At 68.1% G+C, this 14,469-nt stretch carries 14 protein-coding genes; 6 read left to right on the plus strand and 8 right to left on the minus strand.

Annotated elements, in window-relative coordinates; genetic code table 11:
* Positions 1-15: 15 nt before the first annotated feature.
* The gene (locus tag FHR96_RS05605) at positions 16-297 is read right to left on the minus strand and encodes a hypothetical protein (protein WP_183386678.1); all 282 of its coding nucleotides are present in this window, start codon (positions 295-297) and stop codon (positions 16-18) included.
* 210 nt (positions 298-507) lie between these two features.
* Between FHR96_RS05605 and FHR96_RS05610 the strand changes: the two genes are divergently transcribed.
* The gene (locus FHR96_RS05610) at positions 508-990 is read left to right on the plus strand and encodes an FKBP-type peptidyl-prolyl cis-trans isomerase (RefSeq protein WP_183386679.1); all 483 of its coding nucleotides are present in this window, start codon (positions 508-510) and stop codon (positions 988-990) included.
* Positions 991-1,057: 67 nt separating this feature from the next.
* On the opposite strand, the gene FHR96_RS05615 is transcribed toward FHR96_RS05610, so the two are convergent.
* The gene (locus tag FHR96_RS05615) at positions 1,058-1,687 is read right to left on the minus strand and encodes a CDP-alcohol phosphatidyltransferase family protein (RefSeq protein WP_183386680.1); all 630 of its coding nucleotides are present in this window, start codon (positions 1,685-1,687) and stop codon (positions 1,058-1,060) included.
* Positions 1,680-3,869: an FAD-dependent oxidoreductase gene (locus tag FHR96_RS05620; protein WP_183386681.1), complete on the minus strand. Its 2,190-nt coding sequence runs from the start codon at positions 3,867-3,869 to the stop codon at positions 1,680-1,682. Before FHR96_RS05620 ends, FHR96_RS05615 begins: the two co-directional genes overlap by 8 nt.
* A gap of 146 nt (positions 3,870-4,015) precedes the next feature.
* Here FHR96_RS05620 and msrA point away from each other — a divergent pair, with 146 nt between their 5' ends.
* Complete coding sequence (msrA, locus tag FHR96_RS05625) at positions 4,016-4,630, plus strand: peptide-methionine (S)-S-oxide reductase MsrA (protein ID WP_183386682.1); 615 nt, start codon at positions 4,016-4,018, stop codon at positions 4,628-4,630.
* On the opposite strand, the gene FHR96_RS05630 is transcribed toward msrA, so the two are convergent.
* Entirely contained in the window at positions 4,552-5,829 is a 1,278-nt protein-coding gene (locus FHR96_RS05630) for an MFS transporter (protein ID WP_183386683.1), read from the minus strand. The two genes, msrA and FHR96_RS05630, sit on opposite strands and share 79 nt — an antisense overlap.
* Before the next feature lie 87 nt (positions 5,830-5,916).
* Here FHR96_RS05630 and FHR96_RS05635 point away from each other — a divergent pair, with 87 nt between their 5' ends.
* Entirely contained in the window at positions 5,917-6,795 is an 879-nt protein-coding gene (locus tag FHR96_RS05635; RefSeq protein WP_183386684.1) for a LysR family transcriptional regulator, read from the plus strand.
* A gap of 21 nt (positions 6,796-6,816) precedes the next feature.
* Here the strand turns inward: FHR96_RS05635 and FHR96_RS05640 are convergent, their stop codons facing one another.
* On the minus strand, positions 6,817-7,437 hold the full coding sequence (locus tag FHR96_RS05640; RefSeq protein ID WP_183386685.1) for a C40 family peptidase: 621 nt from the start codon (positions 7,435-7,437) through the stop codon (positions 6,817-6,819).
* A 75-nt stretch (positions 7,438-7,512) separates the two neighbouring features.
* Positions 7,513-9,975, minus strand: a complete 2,463-nt coding sequence (locus FHR96_RS05645) for a DUF1266 domain-containing protein (protein ID WP_183386686.1) — start codon at positions 9,973-9,975, stop codon at positions 7,513-7,515.
* Between the two features lie 199 nt (positions 9,976-10,174).
* Between FHR96_RS05645 and FHR96_RS05650 the strand changes: the two genes are divergently transcribed.
* Complete coding sequence (locus FHR96_RS05650; protein ID WP_183386687.1) at positions 10,175-11,620, plus strand: NAD-dependent succinate-semialdehyde dehydrogenase; 1,446 nt, start codon at positions 10,175-10,177, stop codon at positions 11,618-11,620.
* A 34-nt stretch (positions 11,621-11,654) separates the two neighbouring features.
* The gene (gene gabT, locus FHR96_RS05655; protein WP_183386688.1) at positions 11,655-12,953 is read left to right on the plus strand and encodes a 4-aminobutyrate--2-oxoglutarate transaminase; all 1,299 of its coding nucleotides are present in this window, start codon (positions 11,655-11,657) and stop codon (positions 12,951-12,953) included.
* A gap of 95 nt (positions 12,954-13,048) precedes the next feature.
* Here gabT and FHR96_RS05660 read toward each other — a convergent pair whose 3' ends face one another.
* Together FHR96_RS05660 and FHR96_RS05665 are read right to left on the minus strand one after the other, a co-directional pair.
* Complete coding sequence (locus FHR96_RS05660) at positions 13,049-13,291, minus strand: GlsB/YeaQ/YmgE family stress response membrane protein (RefSeq protein ID WP_183386689.1); 243 nt, start codon at positions 13,289-13,291, stop codon at positions 13,049-13,051.
* Between the two features lie 69 nt (positions 13,292-13,360).
* A complete protein-coding gene (locus tag FHR96_RS05665) occupies positions 13,361-13,909 on the minus strand; it encodes a DUF924 family protein (protein WP_183386690.1) in 549 nt (182 codons plus the stop codon).
* 106 nt (positions 13,910-14,015) lie between these two features.
* On the opposite strand from FHR96_RS05665, the gene FHR96_RS05670 reads away from it, so the two are divergent.
* Entirely contained in the window at positions 14,016-14,234 is a 219-nt protein-coding gene (locus FHR96_RS05670; protein ID WP_183386691.1) for a hypothetical protein, read from the plus strand.
* Positions 14,235-14,469: the final 235 nt, after the last annotated feature.

Here is a 14,469-nt window from a genome sequence, read left to right on the forward strand (position 1 = left end):
GGGAGAAAACCGCTGTCAGTGGAAGCGGGCCTTGTTCATCGCCCAGCACACCAGCTTGCCGCCGACCAGCGCGATCAGGGCCACCAGGATCAGCGTCAGCAGCAGATCCACGGGGCGCACGATGGCAGTGGCAATCAGTACCGCGATGGCCGGGCTCCACACCCAACGGTCATCTTCGCTGCGCAGGGCCGCCGGCAGCAGCTTGTCGAGCGCCCCGCTGACGGAGGCCTCCCAGCGATTGAGGCACAGATAGAGGATCACGGCGAAGGCGATCAGCCAGATGACGGTCACTGTCATGGTGGTCTCCAGCAGGGGACGGATGATGGAAGAGGAGAAAGTGTCGCAGCAAGGGTATCCCTGCCTTCGGGGGCACGCAACCGTCATCGAGGGCGTGAATCGCACTCAGGATTGCCCTGGACAAGCTGAAAAATCTCTTCACGCCACTGACAGCTCCCGGGATGCCACGTTACCATGCGCTTTTACATGCACTCACCTATAGGTTCATCAATGCAGATCGCGCAGAATTCCGTTGTCGCCTTCCACTACACCCTGACCAACGATGCAGGTGAAGTGCTGGACAGCTCGGAAGGCCGTGAGCCGCTGACGTATCTCCACGGCGCCGGCAACATCATCCCGGGCCTCGAGAAGGAAATGGAAGGTCGTACGGCAGGCGACAAGCTCCAGGCCAAGGTCGCTCCGGAAGAGGGCTACGGCGAGGTGCAGCCGCAGCTGGTGCAGGAAGTCCCGCGCGATGCCTTCCAGGGCGTCGAGAACGTGGAAGCCGGCATGCAGTTCCAGGCCCAGACCCAGGGCGGCCCGCTGATGGTCACCGTGACCAAGGTCGAAGGCGACACCGTGACCGTCGACGGCAACCATCCGCTGGCCGGCCAGACCCTGAATTTCGACGTCGAGATCGCCGAGGTTCGCGAGGCCAGCGAAGAGGAGGTCGAGCACGGCCACGTCCACGGTGAAGGCGGCCACGAGCACTGAGACTCGCACCACCTCCCGTGACACCAAGGGCAGCCAAGGGCTGCCCTTTTTCATGTCCGGAGGCCGCTCAGTGCGACACCGACGGCAGTGACTTGAGGGTCAGGTAGCCGCCCGCCAGCCGGGTCGCGGTGGTGATCAGGCAGGCCGCCGCAAACACTGTTGCCAGCAGCGGAAAATACCCCGGCCACAGGCAGAAGGCCACTAGCGCCACGACGGTCTCGGTGCCCTCGGTCAGGCCGTTCAGGTAGTAGAAGGCCTTGCGCGGGAAACGCGGCCGGTCGAGGGCGTGCCGGGCGGCCATGATCGCAAAGGCCAGAAACGAGGTCCCGGTACCGATGAAGGCGAACAGCAGCAGGCTCGCCGCCAGGGCGTTGGCGGCCGGATTCGCCAGGGCGAAGCCCAGCACCACGGCAGCATAGAAGACGAAGTCCAGGCCAATGTCGAGGAAGCCGCCGGCATCGCTGGCTCGACCGGTCAATCGCGCCAGGGCACCGTCCAGGCCGTCGCCCAGACGATTGAGCAGGATCGCCACCAGCGCCGCGCCATAAGCCTCCATGGCCAGCAGCGGCAGCGCCAGCAGTCCGATCACGAAGGCCGTGATCGTCACCTGATCGGGTGACACGCCGACCTTTGCCAGCCCCCGAGCCATGACCCTCAGCGGCCGCTGGGTCAGCGGCATGGTCCAGCGATCAAGCATCCGGTTTCCCCTTCCCCCTTCGCGTCGTGTCCTCGCCGCGGCGCCAGGCGAAGTAGCGGGCCAGCCAGCCCAGCACTCGCGCCGGCTTGTGAGCGTTTTTCCACACCCCGGCGGTGGCCTTCACCGCCTCGCTGCGGGTCGGATAGGGATGCACGGTGCCAAGCAGCTTGTTCAGGCCGATGCCGTGGGTCATGGCCAGGGTGAACTCGGCAAGCATCTCGCCCGCCCCCGCTCCAACCAGCGTCGCGCCCAGCAGGCGGTCCTTGCCGGGCACGGTGAGCACCTTGACGAAACCGTCCCGCTGGCCGTCGGCGATGGCCCGGTCCAGCTCGGAGAGCGCATAGCGGGTGACCTCGAAGGCGACACCCTGCGCCCGTGCCTCTTGCTCGTTGAGGCCGACCCGTGCCACTTCCGGGTCGGTGAAGGTCACCGCGGGCAGGGCACGATAGCCGACCCGGAAGCGCCTGACCTCGCCGAACAGGGCGTTGACCGTGGCGTGCCAGGCCTGATGGGCGCCGGCGTGGGTCAGTTGGAATGGCCCCGCCACGTCGCCGCAGGCCCAGACGTTGGGCAAGACGGAGCGCAGCGTCTCGTCGACCGCCAGGGTCCCGTCAGGGCGGGTCTCGACGCCCAGCGCCTCAAGCCCCATGCCTTCGACGTTGGCGCGCCGGCCAACCGCCACCAGCAGCCGATCGAAGGGCAGGACCTCGGTGCCCTCCCCTGTCTCGATCTCCAAGCCGTGTCCGCCCTCCTCCCGCGCCACTGCTCGCAGCGCCTTCGCATTCAGGCGCACCGCGATGCCCTCCTCCGACAGTCGCGCCTCGACCTCGGCGGCCGCGTCGTCGTCCTCGCGGGGCAGCAGCTGGGCGCCCATCTCCACCAGGGTCACGCGGCTGCCCAGCCGCGCGAAGCTCTGCCCCAGCTCACAGCCGATGGGGCCGCCGCCCAGCACCAGCAGCCGGTCGGGCAGTGTCTCGAGCTGCCACAGCGTGTCGGAAGTCAGCACCTCGACCGATTCAAGCCCCGGCAGTGGCGGCACCCAGGGCGAGGCGCCGCTGGCGATGATCACGTGCCGGGTCGTCAGTACCCGCTCGCCGTTCTCCTCGCGTACACGCACGTGCCAAGGGTCCGCCAACCACGCCTCGCCTCCGACGACCTCGACGCCGAGGCCCTCGTAGCGCTCGCGGCTGTCGTGGGGCTCGATCTCTTGGATCGCCCGATGCACATGCGCCATGACGGCGGAGAAATCGACCCGCGGCGCGCCGACCTCGACGCCGTAACGCGGCGCACGGCGTATCTCGGCGACGCTGCGCGCCGCACGGATCAGTGCCTTGGAGGGCACGCAGCCGGTATTCAGGCAGTCACCGCCCAGCCGGTCGCGCTCCACCAACGCCACCCGGGCATTGACCGCGGCAGCGATATAGCTGGCCACCAGCCCCGCCGAACCGCCGCCGATCACCACGACATCGTGATCGAAGCGGGCCGGCCGCGCGAAGCGCCGGGCCAGCCGGCGTCGCTTGGCCACGCTCACCAGCGCCCGAGCCAGCCAGGGAAAGAGCCCGACCAGCACGAAGGAGCCGATCAGCCCCGGCGACAGGATGCCGGCCAGCGAATCGAGATCGCCCAGTTCGCGTCCGGCGTTCACGTACACCGCCGTGCCGGGCAGCATCCCCAGCTGGCTGACCCAGTAGAAGGTGCGCAGCGGCATGCGGGTCAGGCCCATCACCAGATTGATCACGAAGAAGGGGAACAGCGGGATCAGCCGCAGGGTAAAGAGATAGAAGGTTCCCTCGCGCCGAATCCCGGCGTTGATGCGCTCGAGCGGGCCGGCAAAGCGCCGCTCCAGGGGCCCTTGCAGCAGGGTACGGGCGATCAGCGCGGCCAGGGTCGCGCCAAGGCTGCTGGCAAACGAGATCAGCAGCAATCCCCAGCCGAAGCCGAACAGGGCCCCGCCGAGCAGCGTCAGCAGGGCGGCCCCCGGCAGCGACAACGCCGCCATGGCCACGTAGAGCGCGAAGAAGCCACCGGCCACCGTCAGCGGTTCCTCGGCCAGCCAGGCCTGGAAGCGGGCCTGTTCACCCTTGAGGTTGTCTAGGGTCAGCGCCTGGTCGGCGCCGGAGAGAAAGAAGGCGGCGAAAACGAAGGCGATGAGGCACAGCAGCAGCAAGCGTCGCTTGGTCAACTCGATCCCTCCTGTGGCTTGGCGGACGCCCCTTCGGACGGGGACGCGGCGGTGTCCTGACAAACAGAATTTGCACAAGGCTTGTACGGAACCGCTATGCTGTTGAGGTAATCGAATCTAGCATCTCCCTTGCTCAGGAGCGACCCATGTTCGACACCGTTACCCGCCCATGCCTCTGGCCCCTGCTCGTCGCCGGCCTCGCCGCGCCCGTCGCGGCTGCGACGACCGAGAGCGCCGTCTTCGGCGGCGGCTGCTTCTGGTGCATGGAGCAGGCCTACGATCGAGTCGAGGGCGTCGTGGACACGACCTCGGGGTTCTCCGGCGGCCAAGTGAAGAACCCCAGCTACGATCAGGTCTCGTCCGGCGGCACGGGCCACATCGAGGTGGTGAAGGTGGACTACGATCCGGCCGTGGTCGACTATCGCACGCTACTCTACGTCTACTGGCGCAATATCGACCCCTTCGCCGTGGATCGCCAGTTCTGCGATCGCGGTGCCACCTACCAGAGCGTCATCTTCGCCATGAACAGCGAACAGCGCGCCATGGCCGAAGCCAGCCGCGACGCCGTGGCAGAGCGTTTTGGCCGCGAGATCGGCACCGAGATCCGTGACTTCGAGGCCTTTTATCCCGCCGAGGACTACCACCAGGACTTCTACGAGAAGAATCCCGTGCGCTACCATTTCTACAAGTCGGCCTGCGGGCGCTCCGACCGCTTGAAGGAGGTCTGGGGCGACGAGGCCGAGGCACACGGCATGCCCTGAACCTCGGCATCGACGCCGGCCTGGCGGCGCTCGCCAAGGCGCAGTCGCCAGGCCAGCGTCAGGGTGACGACCAGCACCAGGCCACCGCCCGACAGGGCACCCGACCATCCCGCCGCACGCCAGAATGGCTCGAGCCAAAGCCCGCCGAGGCTCGCACCGAGATAGTAGAACACCAGGTACAGCGCCGAAGCGCTGCCCCGCGCCTGGCGGGCCTGGCGCCCCACCCAGCCCGAGGCCATGGAGTGGGCCAGGAAGAATCCGAAGGCCGCCAGGGTGAGGCCAACCAGAATGATCGGCAGCGTGGCCGCGAGCGTCAGGGACATGCCGGCCGCCAGCAGCAGCGTCCCCAGCGCCATGCAGGTCGGCGGCGAGACGCGCCGTGCCAGCCGGCCGGACAGCGAGGAACCCAGCGTGCCGCCCAGGTAGGTCAAGAACAGCAGCCCCAGCCAGCGCGCATCCAGCGAGAAGGGCTCCGCCGCCAGTCGAAAGGTCAAATAGCTGTACAGGTTGATGAACACCAGGAAATTGAGCCCGCCCAGCAGGTAAGCGCTACGCAGCGCAGGCTGGCGCAGGTGACCGAGGAGATCCGAAAACGCCTCGCCGAGGCGGAAGCGGCGCGGCGTGAAGCCCCTTGCCGACGGCAGCAGCCACCAGAACAGCCCCACCCCCGCCAGCGTCAGGCCCCCGACCGACAGGAAACTCGCCGAGATCCCGCCTGCCTCGGCGGCCCAGCCGCCGATCACTCGCCCGGCAATACCGCCCAGCGTGTTGGCGGCGATGTAGACCCCGACGGCCGGCAGCATCGCCGAGCGCTCGAACTCATCGCCCATCCAGGCGATGGCCACCGCCGGCAGGCCCCCCAGCACGAAGCCCTGCAGCACACGCACCGCCAGCAACACCTCGAAATTGGGCGCCCAGGCCAGGACCAACGACAGGACGCCGGCCGCCAGCAGGGTCACACGCATGATCCCGCCACGGCCGATGGCATCCGACAGCGGCCCGAAGACCAGCAGCGCCGCCGCCAGCGACAATGTGGCAAGCGACATGGCCAGGTTCGCCGCCAGCGTCGAAACACCATGGGCCTGGTGCAACTCAGGCAGTAGCGGCTGCACCACGTACAGATTGAGGAACACGAGGAAGGACCCCAGGCACAAGGCCAGGGTGGCGCGCCACCAGGCGCGACTGTGGGCATCAATCATGGGCACCTCCGATTTGGTGGTCCATGATCAGGGGTTCATAATGATAAGCCAAACAGAAGATCATGATGGCAACCATCGGATAATCTTATGGCTCTACCTTTCGATCTGCGTAGCCTCAGCGTCTTCCTGGCCGTGGTGGATCACGGCGGCTTCAGCGCCGCCGCTCGCTCACTGCATCTGGCCCAATCGGCGGTCAGCCAGACCATCGCCAACCTGGAGCATCGCCTGGATCTCGCGCTTTTCCACCGCCACGAGCGACGCATTGCCCTGACCGCCGAGGGCGAGGCGCTGGTCGGCCACGCGCGCGACCTGCTGGCCCGCGCCGACGCCGCCCACCTGGCAATGCGTGAACTCAACGAGCTGGTCAAGGGCGAGCTGCGCATCGGCATTCCCTCGATGCTCGGTTCCTACTATTTCCCGCCGCTGCTGATGGGCTTCAAGGCGCGCCATCCGGGGATCCGCCTGACCGTGGTGGAAGCCGGCGCCCGGCGTCTGCAGGGCCTGATCGCCGACGGCGAGCTCGATCTGGGGGTCGTGATCGACGACGGCGCCAGCCGCCACCTGACGCGCCAACCGCTGGCCCGCGAGGAAATGGTGGTTTGCGTGCCCCGCGACCACCCCCTCGCCGGCCGTTCGGGCATCACGCCCGAAGCCTTCTTCGCCGAACCCCTGGTGGTCTTCCAGGACGGTTACTTCCATCGCGAGTTCATCGACGCCCTGGCTCGCGAGACCGGCGCCGATGCCCAGGTGGCCTTCGAGTCGAACCTGATTCCCCTGACCAAGGCCATCGTCCGCCAGGGCTTCGGCATCACCACCTTCCTGCGCCGGGTCGTCGAGGAACCCGAGCTCGCGGCAGTATCCTTCGACCCGCCAGCCTGGCTGTCACTGTCGCTGGCCTGGAAGGAAAGCGCCTACCTGTCACGGGCCGAACGCGCCTTCGTCGACTTCGCCCTGGCCCACCGCTGACACGCGGCGGGCCGGGACACCTCAGCCTTCGCCGCGGACGAACGGACGATCCTCGATGCGCTGCACCATGTGCACGACATCCAGAGGACGGCGGGCCTGCCAGTAGTGGCGGCGCCAATAGCGGTTGTCCAGGGAAGAGAGCTTGACGCCGCGCGACGTCGAGGCATGCAGGAAGCGCCCCTGCCCCACATAGATGCCCACGTGGCGGTAATAGCCCGGCGGCCGGAAGAACACCAGGTCGCCGGGACGCAGGGCATCGCGGCTCACCGCCTCGCCTTCGCGGACCTGCTGGGAGGTCGTGCGCGGCAGGGAAAGCCCGAAGGCCTCGGAGAACACCCGCTGGACCAGGGCCGAGCAGTCGATGCCGCGGCGCGTGGTACCACCCAGCCGGTAAGGGGTGCCAAGCCAGCGCTGATGCTCGGAGAGCAAGGCCTGCCTCACCTGGGCCGGTGGCGGTTGACGCAGGCCGCGCAGCGCCAGGACGGGATTGTCGACGGGTGACATCCGCGGCCCGCCGGGCAGCCCCGGCAGGTCACGGGCGAAGTAATCGTCCACCGGGGCCTGGTGCCCACCCGAGGCGGCGCAGCCGCTCAACAGCAGCAGCGCCAGCCCACCGAGCGCAAGACGACTCCACTTCGACATCCCTGTCTCCTCATCTATCTCTTTCTCGTAGCGATGACCCGCGCCGCCCCGAGCCATCATAACCAGCGACGCGGCTCAATGCAGCTGTCGGCCGTCTCCGGGCAGGGTATCGACGTGCATCGGCGCCCAGTGCCGAGGCCGCGCCCCGGGGAAATCCAGGCTCGCCCAGGGACCGGCCAGGGGCGGCGCCGCGGACAGCCAGCTCACCAGCGCCTGGCGGAAACCGCTCAGGAAAGCCTCGCGCTCCGGCGTCTCCCCCATGAAGAAGGAGAAGCCGGCGTAGAGCCCACGAGCGTACTCTTCCCAGCCGCCATAGTGGCGAGCGGCCAGGGCATGCGCACGCTCGAGGCACTTGAGGAAGGCTCCCTCGTCGAACCACCCCAGCTGGCGTCCGGCGATCGCCAGGTCCACCGCCTGGGCCAGGTCCCAGGCCGTCAGGTCGAGGTCGTTGCAGTCATCCTCGTCGTCGCGCACGCGCTGCAGGCGCAGCAGGTGGTTGCGCTCTTCCTCGCCGCAGTCGTCGGATTCCAGGGTGGCGATCTCCGAGGTCAAGCGCGCAGGATTGAGGGTATAGGGCGCGTAGTTGATCTGGTATTCCTGACGATCCCCGGCCTCCAGCAGGTAGTCCACGAAATCGGCAAGCTCACCGGCACCGTGCAGGCCATAGTGGCCATCGACCCACTCGCGGATCGAGCCGCACTCCCGCTCGCTCTCGGGCTGGGGCAAGCTCCAGGCCGCGCTGTTGAGCGGCCCCACCAGCGCCATGGCGGTGAAGTGGGACAGGCTCGGCCGCGGCCCGGGTTCCTGCCACTCGCCGCCCCGCCAGTCCAGCCAGTGAAAGAGGCTTCCCGGATCGTCAAGGTGCCAGCGGATCTCGGCAACCAGCGACGGCTGGTCGGGCTCGGGCAGCAGCGTCTCCCACTGAGCCCAGGCCGACAGCAGCCGGCGCGGACTGGCGTAGAAACGGCACAGCGAGTCGTGCAGGGCCGTCGCCAGCTCGGCCAGTCGCTGCGCATCGAAGAGCTCGCTGTCCATGGCCATCTGCAGGTGGAAGGCGTACTTCTCGGCCATGTGGATGGTCGCAGCATGGCGGCTGGCCTGGCCCAGGGCATCGCGGCCGGCCACATCGGCGCGGGCTGGGTGACCGAACGGTGTCTGGGCCGGCGGCAGGGCCCCGTGGGCGGCATCCGCCGCCAGCTGATTGAGGTGATGGGCCTGCGCCGGCAGCCAGTAGCGGGCCAGGGCTTCGGCCCCTTCGTCGGCGTGCAGGTCGAGGGTCTCGGCCAGGTAGGTTCGGGCGTCCTGGCGACGCGCCTCCGGCAGCGCCGGCGCCAGGCCCTGGCGCAGCGCCAGCTCGGGCTCGCGCACCGCGGCCAGGGCCAGCACCCAGTGGCGGGGATCACGCCGCCAGTCACGCATGGCCTGGCGCGAAGCCTCCAGCAGCTCGTCGTCGAGCAGCCCCTGGAGCGGCGTGCGCCAGGGGCTGACCGGCGACAACAGCAGCAACGACCAGTCGACATCGAAGGCCGGGCGCAGGTCGCGGGCCTCGAACAGACTGCGACCGCGCTGATAGGCGCGGGCCAGCGCCACCCAGTCGCTGTAGCGATGCAGGACCAGATCGGCGCCGTGGAGCGCAAAGTGCTGCGCCTCCGTCTCGCTCAACCAGCCCATGCAGGCGCCTGCCCAGGCCAGGTCGATCAGCCGCAGCCAGTCCCAGGCGGCCCACTCCAGGGGTTCGCCGCCTTCCACGAAGTCGCACAGCACCCGGCCGCCGGGCTGATCGCGGGGCGGCAGCGCCTCCCACCAGGCACGGCGTTCCTCGGGCGCTGCCGCCAGCAGCCGGCTGGCATCCAGGTCCCAGGCCTGTCGATCTCCCTGGGCGCCCAGCCACAGCAATACCCGGATCAGTTCATCCCGCCCCTGAACCTGCCAGGCCTCGGCCAGCCATTCCTCCAGCCCCTGCCAGTCGAGCGGCGCGGGAGCGACTTCAAGAATCGGACTGAACGCCGCGCGCAGCCGCCAGACCCGCTCGATGGCGCCCTCCGGCCACAGCGCGGTCTGCCTGCGGTGCCCGGCCAGCCACTCACGCAGCATATCCCAGGTGACGCCCTCGCCCTGATGCTCGAGAGCGGCCAGGGCCTCGCAGGCCTCGCTGAAGCCATCGTCGCCCCGCACCCAGCCATCGGCGCTGCGTGCCCGGCACAGCGCGCTCAACCAACGATCCAGGGTGTCGTGATGCGCCCCGATCTCCTCGGCGATCCGCTGGGCCCATCCCCTGGCGCGGGCCGTATCGAGCCAGCCGGCGGCCCCGCCCAGGGCGGCGAGCTCCAGGGCCGCCAGCAGCCGCGCCGGATCGGTCCCGCCGCCGGCCCCAAGGGCTTCCAGCAGGCGCCAGCCCAGCTCACCGCGGTCGACGACCCCCAGACTCTCCAGGCGAGCGGTCGCCACCTCGGCCTCCAGCGTCAAGGGATCGGGAGCGAAGGCCCAGTCACACAGCACCAACTGCTGGGCCCACCAGGCATTAAGGGGATCGACCAAGGCTCACCTCGCCATGCATGCAACGGTTCGTCGCGACGTCGAGCGTCGCAGGGAATTTCGGCGACATAGTGTAACGGAAAGCACCGTCCACGCCGATGCTCCGAATCAACCCGATACGAAAGTCTTCACCGGGGCTTGGCGGAGTGTTTTAAATAATGCACACTCGTCAATCATGATGATCACTTGAGCGAGAGACCCCATGACCGCCGAGACCGACCTGCTGATCGACAAGGCCTACGTGGCCGGCCAGTGGCGCGACGCCGAGCGCCGCTTCCCCGTGACCGACCCAGCCACCGGCGAGACCCTCGCCGAGGTCCCCGACCTGGGCGCCGACGATGCCCGCGAGGCCGTGGCCGCCGCCGAGGCGGCCTGGCCGGCATGGCGCCGCCAGACCGCCAAGCAGCGCGCCGCCCTGCTGCGCGGCTGGTACGAGCGCATCATGAGCCATCAGGAGGCCCTGGCCCGGCTGATGACCCGCGAGCAGGGAAAGCCGCTGGCCGAGTCCCGCGGTGAAGTGGGCTACGGCGCCAGCTTCGTCGAGTACTACGCCGAGGAAGCCAAGCGCGTGGCCGGCGAGACCCTGCCCAGCCACGGCGCCGACAAGCGCATCCTGGTCTTTCGCGAACCGATCGGCGTGGTCGCCGCCATCACGCCCTGGAACTTCCCGCTGGCCATGATCACCCGCAAGTGCGCCCCGGCGCTGGCCGCCGGCTGCCCGGTGGTGATCAAGCCGGCCGAGGCCACGCCGTTGACCGCCCTGGCCCTGGCCAAGCTGGCCGAAGACGCCGGCTTCCCGGCAGGCGTGATCAACGTGGTGACCGCGGCCCGCCCGGCCGAGATCGGCGAGGTGCTGACCACCGACCCGCGCGTGCGCAAGGTATCCTTCACCGGCTCCACGCCGGTGGGCAAGCGGCTGCTGGCCCAGTGCGCCGGCACCGTCAAGAAAGCCTCCATGGAGCTCGGCGGCAACGCGCCCTTCATCGTCTTCGATGATGCCGACCTGGACGCGGCCGTGGAAGGGGCGATTGCCTCGAAATTCCGCAACTCCGGCCAGACCTGCGTGTGCACCAACCGCCTGCTGGTCCAGGACGGCGTCTATGAAGTCTTCCTCGACAAGCTCGCCGCTCGGGTGGCCGAGCTCAAGGTCGGCAACGGCCTCGAGGATGGCGTGGTCCAGGGTCCGCTGATCAATCCGGCCGCGGTGGACAAGGTCAGCGCCCATATCGGCGACGCCCTCGAGCGCGGCGGCCGACTGGTGTGCGGCGGCGAACCCCACGCCCTGGGCGGCACCTTCTTCCAGCCGACGGTGATCGCCGACGTCACCGACGAGATGCGCGTCGCCACCGAGGAGACCTTCGGCCCGCTGGCGCCGGTGTTCCGCTTCACCGACGACGAGCAGGCGATCGCCATGGCCAATGCTACCGAGTTCGGCCTGGCCGCCTACTTCTACGCCCGCGACTACCAGCGCATCTGGCGCGTCATGGAAGGCCTCGAATACGGCATGGTGGCCGTCAACGAGGGGCTGCTCTCCACCGAGCTGGCGCCGTTCGGCGGCGTCAAGGAATCCGGCCTGGGACGCGAGGGCTCGCGCCACGGTCTGGACGAATACACTGAACTAAAATACGTCTGTGTCGGCGGGCTCTGAGCCCCGCAACGCTTTCCCACCAGGAGAGGACCCCATGAACAACGCGCAACTCAACGAACTCAAGCAGCGCTACGTCGCCAACGGCGCCGCGAGCCCGGCCACCCAGTTTGCCGACCGCGCCGAGAATGCCCTGATCTGGGACGCCGACGGCAACCGCATCATCGACTTCGCCGGCGGTATCGGCGTGCTCAACATCGGCCACCGCCACCCCAAGGTGGTGCAGGCGGTGAAGGACCAGTTGGACAAGGTGATGCACACCTGCCAGACCGTGATGCCCTATGAAGGCTACGTGAAGGTCGCCGAGAAGCTCAGCCAGGTCACGCCGGTACGCGGCCACGGCAAGGTGATGCTGGCCAACTCCGGCGCCGAGGCGTTGGAGAACGCCGTCAAGGTGGCCCGCGCCGCCACCGGCCGCGACAACGTGATCTGCTTCACCGGCGGCTACCACGGCCGCACCTTCATGACCATGGCCATGAACGGCAAGGTCGCCCCCTACGCCACCGACTTCGGCAGCATGCCGGGCAACGTCTTCCGCGCCCCCTACCCGGTGCCCTACCACGGGGTCAGCGAGGAAGAAGCGCTGCGTGGCCTGAAGCTGACGCTGAAGACCGACGCCAACCCGAAGAACACCGCGGCCATCGTGCTCGAGCCGGTACTCGGCGAAGGCGGGTTCTATGCCGCCTCGCCCAGCTTCCTCAAGGCGGTCCGCGAGCTGTGCGACGAGCACGGCATGCTGATGATCGTCGATGAGGTGCAGTCGGGCTTCGGGCGCACCGGCAAGCTGTTCGCCATCGAGCACAGCGGCGTGGAGCCGGACATCATCACCATGGCCAAGAGCATGGCCGACGGCATGCCGATCTCCGCCGTGGTCGGCACCGACAAGGTGATGGACGCCTCCGGCGGCAACTCGCTGGGCGGCACCTACACCGGCAGCCCGGTCTCCTGTGCGGCCGTACTGGCGGTACTGGAGGTGTTCGAGGAGGAGAAGATCCTCGACAAGAGCCAGGCCCTCGGCGACAAGCTGGGCAAGCGCTTCGACCAGTGGGAGCAGGCCTTCGACTGCGTGGCGAATGGCCGTCACCTGGGCGCCATGGCCGCCTTCGACGTGGTCGCCGACAAGGCCAACCACACCCCGGACGCCGACCTGGCCGGCGCGCTGTGCAAGAAGGCCCGCGAGAAGGGGCTGATCCTGCTGTCCTGCGGCCTGTGGGGCAACACCATTCGCTTCCTGATGCCGGTCACCATCGAGGACGAGGTGCTCGAGGAAGGCCTGGGCATCATCGAGGAGTGCCTGAAGGAGCTGGTCGGTAGCCAGGCCGCCGCCACCGCCTGATTCCACTCTCTCCGGCGCCCCGAACGCACGCCGCCCGGCCAATGGCCGGGCGGCGTGTTTTTTGGGATCGTGTCGGCCCCGGCGAGCGCCGAGGGTCAGGCTTTCTTCACTTTCGCGATCACCCACAGCAATACCACGGCGCCCACCACCGCCGTGACCAGCGAGCCGATGAAGCCGCCGGCCTTGAGGCCCAGCAGGCTGAACAGGAAACCGCCGACCACCGCGCCGACGACGCCTACCCCGATATTGCCCAGCACGCCGAAGCCGCCGCCGCGCATGATGTTGCCGGCGATCCAGCCCGCCAGCCCGCCGATGATCAACCAGGCAATGATACCCATGACGCTCTCCTTTTCCGTTTACGGTCGATGGTGAGAACTGCGAGTGCCCGATGCCGCCCGGGCACGATGTCAGAAGGATGACCCGGGGCCTTCCAGGAAGGCCAGCTCCTCCTCGCTCGAAGCCCGGCCAAGCAGGGCGTTACGATGGGGATAGCGCCCGAAACGCATCAGGATATCGCGATGCCGGTGCTCGAAGCGCAGGTTTTCCCCGAGGCCGGGCCGCGAGAACAGCCGCAGCGCCTCATCGTGAACGACCAGCGATTCGCTGTGCATGTACGGCATATAGAGGAAGGCTCGCTCGGCGTCGTCGAGCGCATCGTCCAGCCCAGCCAGCACCGCTTCCTGGGCGAGCACCAGCGCCAGGGAGTCGGCGGCGAAGGCCTCGGCGCTGTTGCGGTGGATGTTGCGCGAGAACTGGTCCAGCACGATTACCTCGGCGAGCCGTCCCTTCGCCGAACGCCGCCAGGTCCATAGTTCGCCTCGCCGCGCGGCCTCGAGCGTCGCCCCGAAACGGCGGCGGATCTCGTCATCGAGCCCGGCATCCTTGCGAAACCACTGCGCCGGGGTCAATTCCCCGAACCAGAAGTCGAGCACCCGCTGGGCATCCTGGCCAACCATGGCGTCACTGCCTCCCTGTGGTAATGGAGCCAAACGCCGGCCCCGGCTGATAGTCTCCCAGCATAGCAGCCTCACCCCGCTTCCTTAACACCGACCGGAGCCGTTCATGACCGCCTACCACCTCCTCCAGATGCTCGGCTACGTCTTCAATATCGCCGGCCTGCTGGTCTGCATCGCCGGGCTTAGCCTGGCACGCAAGCCCCGCCACCGCTGGACGGGGCGACTGCTCGCTATCCTGGGCTTCGTGATTGCCGCCGCCCCGCTGCTGGCACAGCTGTTCGGCTGGGTGACACCGGTGCCGGCAGGCGCCATACCGCCCGCCTGATGTTAGACGAAAGGCGTATGGCATGGGCACAGCAGTCCCCTAGACTCCCCGCACGCTCGTAAAGTTAGCAAAAAAATCGTCATCAAACGCGACGATATCGCCAAGAAGCGCCAGTCATTAAGGATTTTTCCGATATGCATGCCCTCACGCTCGCCTCCTTCCTGTTCTTCACGGGACTGGTGGCCTTCCTTACCTGGCGGATTACCCGCCGCGACGACCACTCGAGCACCAGCGG

Source organism: Halomonas organivorans, from assembly GCF_014192055.1.
GTDB classification, from domain to species: Bacteria; Pseudomonadota; Gammaproteobacteria; order Pseudomonadales; family Halomonadaceae; genus Halomonas; species Halomonas organivorans.

Excerpts from the sequence above, each read along its gene's own strand:
- FHR96_RS05665 (WP_183386690.1), bottom strand. The coding sequence starts at position 13,909 with ATGGTTGGCCAGGATGCCCAGCGGGTGCTCGACTTCTGGTTCGGGGAA.
- FHR96_RS05615 (WP_183386680.1), bottom strand. The coding sequence starts at position 1,687 with ATGCTTGATCGCTGGACCATGCCGCTGACCCAGCGGCCGCTGAGGGTC.
- FHR96_RS05605 (WP_183386678.1), bottom strand. The coding sequence starts at position 297 with ATGACAGTGACCGTCATCTGGCTGATCGCCTTCGCCGTGATCCTCTAT.
- FHR96_RS05630 (WP_183386683.1), bottom strand. The coding sequence starts at position 5,829 with ATGATTGATGCCCACAGTCGCGCCTGGTGGCGCGCCACCCTGGCCTTG.
- FHR96_RS05640 (WP_183386685.1), bottom strand. The coding sequence starts at position 7,437 with ATGTCGAAGTGGAGTCGTCTTGCGCTCGGTGGGCTGGCGCTGCTGCTG.
- FHR96_RS05650 (WP_183386687.1), top strand. The coding sequence starts at position 10,175 with ATGACCGCCGAGACCGACCTGCTGATCGACAAGGCCTACGTGGCCGGC.
- msrA (WP_183386682.1), top strand. The coding sequence starts at position 4,016 with ATGTTCGACACCGTTACCCGCCCATGCCTCTGGCCCCTGCTCGTCGCC.
- FHR96_RS05660 (WP_183386689.1), bottom strand. The coding sequence starts at position 13,291 with ATGGGTATCATTGCCTGGTTGATCATCGGCGGGCTGGCGGGCTGGATC.
- FHR96_RS05635 (WP_183386684.1), top strand. The coding sequence starts at position 5,917 with ATGGCTCTACCTTTCGATCTGCGTAGCCTCAGCGTCTTCCTGGCCGTG.
- FHR96_RS05670 (WP_183386691.1), top strand. The coding sequence starts at position 14,016 with ATGACCGCCTACCACCTCCTCCAGATGCTCGGCTACGTCTTCAATATC.
- gabT (WP_183386688.1), top strand. The coding sequence starts at position 11,655 with ATGAACAACGCGCAACTCAACGAACTCAAGCAGCGCTACGTCGCCAAC.
- FHR96_RS05610 (WP_183386679.1), top strand. The coding sequence starts at position 508 with ATGCAGATCGCGCAGAATTCCGTTGTCGCCTTCCACTACACCCTGACC.